General features: G+C 57.0%; 7 protein-coding genes. 6 read left to right on the top strand and 1 reads right to left on the bottom strand.

Features of this window, described 5'->3' with window-relative positions; all coding sequences use genetic code 11:
• The coding region (locus tag AC1Q67_RS25400; RefSeq protein ID WP_492238181.1) for an NAD(P)(+) transhydrogenase (Re/Si-specific) subunit beta at positions 1-96 on the top strand (96 nt) is incomplete at its 5' end.
• A gap of 556 nt (positions 97-652) precedes the next feature.
• Here the strand turns inward: AC1Q67_RS25400 and AC1Q67_RS25395 are convergent.
• Positions 653-1,297, bottom strand: a complete 645-nt coding sequence (locus AC1Q67_RS25395; protein WP_492237885.1) for a TetR/AcrR family transcriptional regulator — start codon at positions 1,295-1,297, stop codon at positions 653-655.
• Between the two features lie 101 nt (positions 1,298-1,398).
• Between AC1Q67_RS25395 and AC1Q67_RS25390 the strand changes: the two genes are divergently transcribed.
• From AC1Q67_RS25390 to AC1Q67_RS25370, 5 genes are all read left to right on the top strand, one after another.
• Positions 1,399-1,959 (top strand): MaoC family dehydratase, encoded by a 561-nt coding sequence (locus AC1Q67_RS25390; protein ID WP_492237886.1) that lies wholly within the window; start codon positions 1,399-1,401, stop codon positions 1,957-1,959.
• 15 nt (positions 1,960-1,974) lie between these two features.
• Positions 1,975-2,421: a MaoC family dehydratase gene (locus AC1Q67_RS25385; protein ID WP_492237888.1), complete on the top strand. Its 447-nt coding sequence runs from the start codon at positions 1,975-1,977 to the stop codon at positions 2,419-2,421.
• Positions 2,422-2,536: 115 nt separating this feature from the next.
• The gene (locus tag AC1Q67_RS25380; protein WP_492237890.1) at positions 2,537-4,078 is read left to right on the top strand and encodes a class I adenylate-forming enzyme family protein; all 1,542 of its coding nucleotides are present in this window, start codon (positions 2,537-2,539) and stop codon (positions 4,076-4,078) included.
• Between the two features lie 92 nt (positions 4,079-4,170).
• On the top strand, positions 4,171-5,343 hold the full coding sequence (locus tag AC1Q67_RS25375) for an ABC transporter substrate-binding protein (protein WP_492237892.1): 1,173 nt from the start codon (positions 4,171-4,173) through the stop codon (positions 5,341-5,343).
• A 6-nt stretch (positions 5,344-5,349) separates the two neighbouring features.
• Complete coding sequence (locus AC1Q67_RS25370) at positions 5,350-6,228, top strand: branched-chain amino acid ABC transporter permease (protein WP_492237894.1); 879 nt, start codon at positions 5,350-5,352, stop codon at positions 6,226-6,228.
• Positions 6,229-6,253: the final 25 nt, after the last annotated feature.

Here is a 6,253-nt window from a genome sequence, read left to right as displayed (position 1 = left end):
GCCGGCGTCGACAACCCGCTGTTCTATCGTGACAACACCATGATGCTGCTGGGCGACGCCAAGAAGATGACCGAAAACATCGTCAAGGCGATGTAGGAGCGTCCATAATCTGGGCAGGCGGGTGCAGTTTTTTCAAGCTGTGCGAATTGGCGATATGTGCAGTTGAAATTCCCTGTAACCGCAGAAATTACCCTTATTCGTGAAATGTCTTCCCTGTTAATTCGCGCCGCTAGTTTCATAAGTAGTTGTCGCACAGCGATTTCTCGATAGAACTCTCCACTAGGTCCTCCAAAATCACACATTTCCCTGTAAAATTCCCTGTTAGCAGCGAATTTGCCGCGAGACCGGCGCGATCAGCACTGTGTCGCCAGCCAGCCAGTCCGGATTTTGTAGAATTTCTTACCTGAGCGTGAGAAAGGCCCGCCAATAGCGGGCTTTTTGTGCATACCCAGTCTCCACAGAGACCCGATTGGAACCATCATCTTCCGAAATTGGGGCCAAGTCTCCATTCAACCATTGAAGAATTCCCGTTTTCTAGGGTCTCGTTTCAGAGACAGAAGAATAAACCACTGCGTGACGTCCATGCAGTGGTTCGGGCGTCGCCACTTAGCAACTGATCTGATCGATTGGTGTCGTTCCATCTCGTAGTGACTTACGTAGGTTTATCAACACCGGTTCGGAGCATGACCAAAATCTGCTTTGCGATCGATGCCGGTGTGTCGCGATCCTTCTTGTACCAGAACAATGACCAGGAGAGGGCCCCGATCAAGGTGAGGCGGAGATAACGCTTATCGACCTTGGGGCGCAGCGGGAGCTCCTCGATCAGGCCCGTGAAGATCTTTTCATATTCATCGCGCAGGAAAATGACCCTAGCCTTGATGCTTTCCGGGTAGTGCCAGGGAGGCATTACGAACAAGACCTGGTTTGCGCGCCGCCAGTCGAGCAACCCGGTAATATGCGCAATGCACGCTGTTTCCATCCGCTGCCATGGATCGGTTTTGAGCGCGATCGCATCGGTCACGCGGTTGAGCAGTTCGACCCCGCCTTTCTCCCAGACGGCCCAGAGCAACTCCTCCTTGGAGTCGAAGTGATAATACATCGATGCGGGCTGCATTTCGGCGGCGGCCGCAATGTCACGCATCGATGCTCCGTCGAATCCCTGCTTGTTAAAGAGCGCTTCGGCGACAGAAATTATTCGTTCCCGCGCCTGCTCACCCTTTGTCAGCTTCTGCTTTTCACCTGGCATCTTGTTGCCCGATTTGGCTTTTTTTGCCTTAGCCAGTGTCGTCGATGCCATGGAGGACCTCCTTTCGCAGTGCTTGATTTTCTAACGATCGTTCGATAAGAAATATTCTAACAGTTGTTCGATAATAACAATTAACTCCAGATGAGGAAGCCATGGCCGTCCCCGCACGTCTAGATAAATTCGTCACAACCGAGAAGCAGCGGCACTTTCCCAAAGATTTCATGACCGGTTGGGAAGACTATGAGACCTGGGCAGACGCCACCGTTGGCCAATCCGGTCCTGCCCAGCGCACTTTCGTTATCACCGAGGAAGATATCCTCGACTACAACAAGGCATGCGGCGAAACCGATCCGCTGATGGTCGATCCCGACTATGCCCGCACGAACTCGCCGACCGGCGAGCTGTTGCAGCACCCGATCTTTGTCACCACGATTGCCTTTTACAGTCTCGGTGAAAAGGGCATCGGCACCTGGATTCGGACCCCCGGCGCCCGCAACCCCCAGCAGCGAATTGAGATCATCGAGCCGTTCAAGTACGGCGAGGTCATTACAACGACAGTGACCACTTCCCAGAAATTCGTTCAGCGCGGCAAGCCTTACCTGCAGATGCTGCTCGACTTCCATAATGATAAAGGCGTGCTCAAGGCGCGCTGGTGGTGCTCGCTGATTCTTCCCGAAACGCAGGCGGATGTCGCCCGCTTCGCAAACGCCTAATCGAGGAGTGTTTCAATGTCCAATCCAACCTTCGGCGAGATCAACACCGGCTACGCGTTTCCGGGCGTCGCTCAGTCCTATGCTCAGTCCGCCATCGATCACTACGCGCTCGCATCGCTGGATATGAACCCTGTCCATACCAACGAGGAATGGGCGGCGCGCGCCCAGGTTTTCGGAATGCCTATCACCGTCGGGCACGGCATGATGACCATGTCCACTCTCGCATCGGTGGTGACGCGGGCATGGGGCGTGATCGGAAAGAACGGTGGCTCCATCCGCTACGTCGATGCCAAGTTCACCAAGCCGGTGAAGGTGGGTGAAACGGTCACCGCGACGGCCAAGGTCAAGCAGAAGCACTTCAATGGTCCCGGCAAGAACTGGGTTCAGGTGCTGGTCGAAGGTAAGGATTCCACCGGCGATCTGATTGGATTTGCCGAGGTCGGCTACAATCTTCCGGATTGATTCAGAAAACACGGGGCCGGAATTTCCGGGCCCGCCCTGCGACGTGCTGCTTCATTGAACAAAATAATCAAACGTACGATCGTTCGAAGAATAAACGAGCGACAGGGAGGGCGCCATGCCGAGCCGTATCGGGGATGCGTTGCATTGGTTTGCGACGTACACGCCACGGAAGACAGCCATTATATCTAGTCTGGGGTCTCAGACATACGAACAACTGTGGTCGCGGGTGCGCCGTCTAGCGAACTCTCTCTCCGGGATTGGAATCAAGCCGGGTGATCGTGTTGCGTTGCTAATGCAAAACAGCAGCCGCTATCTTGAACTTTATCAGGCGGCGGCCCTGATGGGCGTGGCTGTTGTGCCGCTCAATTTCCGCTTTGTCGCAAGCGAGATCGAATATGTCGTCAACCATTCCGGTGCGAGTGCGCTTGTGTACGACGCTGCGTTTGGTGACACGGTCAGCTCGTTACGCAGCAAGCTCCCCTCGATTGGTGATCGCCACATCGTTTCCGACGGACCCGGCGGTGAGGGTGTCTATTCTTACGAAGGATTGATAGAAGCAGGCGCCGAGGTGGTCCCTGACGTTCCGGCCGATCTCGATGCTTGCTATTTCCAGGGCTATACGTCAGGGACGACCGGCTTCCCGAAGGGATGCGTCAATCCGCACCGCGCATTTGCGGATTGCCTGCGCCGGATGGCCACGATCTACGGCATCACGGCGAATGATCGAGAATTCGTGGCCGCGCCGCTTTTCCATGAAGCGCCTGCACTGTTTTCACTGCTTCAGTTATTTTGCGGGGGAACGGTTATCGTCACCAGCGATACCACGCCGGCGAATGTGTTCAGCATGATCGATCGCTACAAGGCGACCTGGGCCTTCATGGTGCCGACCATGTGGGCTGCGATGATGACGAGTGACGAGATCAACGAGTTTGATCTCGGATCGCTACGGATTGTCGTCAGTGGCGGATCTCCACTGCAGACTCATACCAAGGAGGCTATCCTCAAGCGCTTCCCTCATGCGGGCCTCAACGAGTTTTATGGCGGCACGGAAGTCGGTCTTGTCACCAACCTTCCACCTCAAGACCAGGCCCGAAAGGTGAGATCGGTCGGACGTCCGGTGATCGGCATGTTTGTCGAATTGAGGGACGAGAACGGAAAGGTCGTGCCGCAGGGCGAAGTCGGCGAAATTCATATCGGCGGCGCCACGCTGATCCGGGAATATTTCAACAATCCGGAAGCGACCGCAAGCGCCCGCAGCGGCAGTTTCTTCACGCTCGGTGACATGGGACGCTTCGATGAAGAGGGGTATCTCTACATCGTGGATCGCAAGAAGGACATGATCATAAGCGGTGGCGAGAACATCTTCCCGAATGACATCGAGGATGTTCTGTACAAGCACCCGGCGGTGAACATGGTCGCCGTCGTTGGCGCGCCGGACCCGAAATGGGGAGAGATTGTCGTCGCGGCTGTCGTGCTCAAGCAGGGGCACTCCGCAACCGAGGCGGAGCTGATCACGCACTGCAAGGAAGCTCTTTCGAATTTCAAGGTCCCCAGGAAGATTGATTTCCGCGATCAGCTTCCGATGTCGTCCTTCGGAAAGATCCTGAGGCGCGACGTGCGCCAGCCTTACTGGGACAAGCAGGAGGTTCAGGTCTGACCGCCTGACCAAACGATTTCGCACAAGGCCGGCATCGTGTCGAAAGAATCAGAAGAAACCAAAAACATCACAATGCGAGAGAGGAACGTCATATGAGGTCAGCCAACTATCTTCGCACTTCCATGCTAGCCGTCGCAGCGGCCGCAATTGCGGTCGTCGCGCAGCCCGCTGCCGCTCAGCAAACCTACAAAATCGGAGCAATGCTCGATGTCACCGGCGGCGCATCCTTCCTCGGCAAGCCGGAACACAACGCCGTCATGCTTGCGGTGGAAGAAGCCAATCAAGCCGGCGGTATCCGCGGCAACAAGGTCGAACTCGTTTTTGAAGACAGCAAGAGCACGGAGACCGATACGGTACTTGCCGCGCGCAAGCTGATCAATCAGGCAAAGGTCCTCGCAATCGTTGGGCCAAGCCGGACCGGTGGCGCGATGGCAGCCGTTCCGATTGTCACCGAAGCGGAAGTTGCACTGCTGTGCCCGGTGTCCGGCATCGGCGTGATCGAGCCGGTCGCCGAGCGCAAGTGGGTTTTCCGTCCGGGACAGGGTGGCGATCTCTCGGTAGCAAAGGTGCTTGATTACGCGCGCCGCGCAGGATGGAAGAAGTTGGGAATTCTCTATTCCGCCGATGCCTATGGCGAGGACGGGCGCGACAACATGCGCAAACTTGCCAAGAGCGCTGGCGTTTCTCTCGATCGCGAGGAATCGTTCCCAGCCAATTCGACCGATCTGAAGCCGCAGCTTGCCAAGCTGAAATCGGCGGGCGTCGATGCGATCTTCATGCATGGCCTCGGCGCGCCTTCGGCCATCGTCTATAAGAATGCGCGCGAACTTGAACTGGCCACTCCGATCATCTCCGGGCATGGCCAAGCCAACAGCGCATTCCGGAATGCCGTTGGTGACGCGGTGATCGGGCAGCCGATTGTCGGTGCGCCTGTTCTGGTGTGGAGCGAGTTGCCCGGCTCGCACCCGCAGAAGAAGGTTTCTGAATTCTTCGTCACCAAATACAAGGCAAAGTTCGGTATCGCGCCGGACATGTTTGCGGGTGTCGCGTATGACTCCGCCAATATGGTCCTGCAGGCGATCCGGGAAACCAGCGGCGAGCGCGCCCAGATTCGCGATTGGCTCGAGAACAAGGTGAAGAATTATGTCGGCGTGACCGGAGTCTTCAACTTCACCGCTCAGGACCACGGTGGACTGAAGAGCGATGCGCTGGTGATGATGATCGCTGACAAGGACGGCTGGCGTCTCGCCGATTACGAGAAGTAAGCCATCATGGATTGGGGCGCGATTCCGCAGTTCCTCGCCGGAGGACTTGCCATCGGTGCGGTGTATGGACTGATCGGCGTCGGCTTCAGCCTGATCTACAGCACGAGCAAGGTCATCAATTTCGCACAGGGCGAGTTCGTCGTTTACGGCGGACTCACGACTGTGTCGCTGGCCTTGTTCGACATTCCCGCGTCTGTCGCCCTGCCCCTGTCGCTTGCCGCCAGCATCGTCATGGGCGGAGCATTGCAGGGACTGCTGTCGACCGCGCGAAAAGGCAGCAATGAACTGACTTACATCATGACCACGATCGGCGTCGCGATCGCGCTGCAAGGCCTCGCCCATCAGATATGGGGAACAGACTACAAGACGTATGCGCTATATCCGCAAGGTGCGATCAAGGTGTTCGGTGCGAGCGTCAACTACGCAACGATCACCATTCTGGTCATAACCGCCCTTGTCTGCGTCGCGTTATGGGTCTTCCTGTTCCGCTCCATGATCGGGAAGGCCATGCGTGCATGCGCCAATGACAGCCGCGCGGCCCGGACGGTCGGCATCCGTCCGCGGCGCATGGCGTTGCTGGCCTATTTGGCCAGCGCCGCCATCGGCGGTCTCGCCGGAATGCTGATCACACCCTCGCAGATGATGTCTTACGACAACGGTGTCATTCTCGCTATCAAGGGGTTTACGGCCGCAATTGTCGGCGGATTAGCCAATCCGTTCGGTGCCGTGATCGGCGGGCTCGTGCTGGGTTTGCTGGAAGGGCTGGGCGTCGGCCTGATATCGTCGGACTTGCAGAATGCATACGCGTTCCTCACGCTTCTGGTGATCCTTCTCGTCCGGCCGCAGGGCCTGTTCGGCCGCGCCGAGCCGGGATCGGCCCGATGATGGTGCGATCTCTCATGCCGGCTGT

This window comes from Afipia sp. GW823-FHT06G09, from assembly GCF_058794875.1.
The sequence above is the reverse complement of the archived record's forward strand: the minus strand, read 5'-3'. Positions and strand labels throughout refer to the sequence as shown.